This window comes from Citrobacter sp. Awk 2 (genome assembly GCF_028069815.1).
Lineage (GTDB): Bacteria > Pseudomonadota > Gammaproteobacteria > Enterobacterales > Enterobacteriaceae > Citrobacter.
Genome location: NZ_JANEWL010000277.1, coordinates 1 through 353, shown reverse-complemented (window position 1 = coordinate 353; position 353 = coordinate 1). Strand labels below are relative to the sequence as shown.

At 51.8% G+C, this 353-nt stretch carries 1 protein-coding gene; it reads right to left on the bottom strand.

Translation table 11 applies throughout. The features are described from left to right. Positions 1-353 (bottom strand): type VI secretion system contractile sheath domain-containing protein (locus NNO02_RS23625; protein ID WP_271455911.1); only part of this gene is annotated, 353 nt, incomplete at both ends.

The window sequence follows — 353 nt, the reverse complement described above, 5'->3', positions numbered from 1 at the left end:
GGTACAGTGTCCGGACCATACGGCAGACGGCCCAGTACACGCGGCATCACCAGACCGATATAGCGGGCATCATCCGTCTCACGAAAGGATTTCCACTTGATGTATTCAGCACGATCAAAGTAGTTGCCGATGTCTTTAATCGCCGCCACGTCCTCCATCGAGTCCTTGAGGAAGAACGCCGGTCCCGCAGAACCGATAAACGGCATATGTGCCGCAGCGGATACTTTCGAAATATTACGCAGTAATGCGACATCCTGCGCTGAGGCATCGAACTCATACGAAGAAATCAGTGCGGCAACAGGCTCTCCGCCAGGGGTATCGTATTCATCAATATAGGTTTGTTTATACAGTCC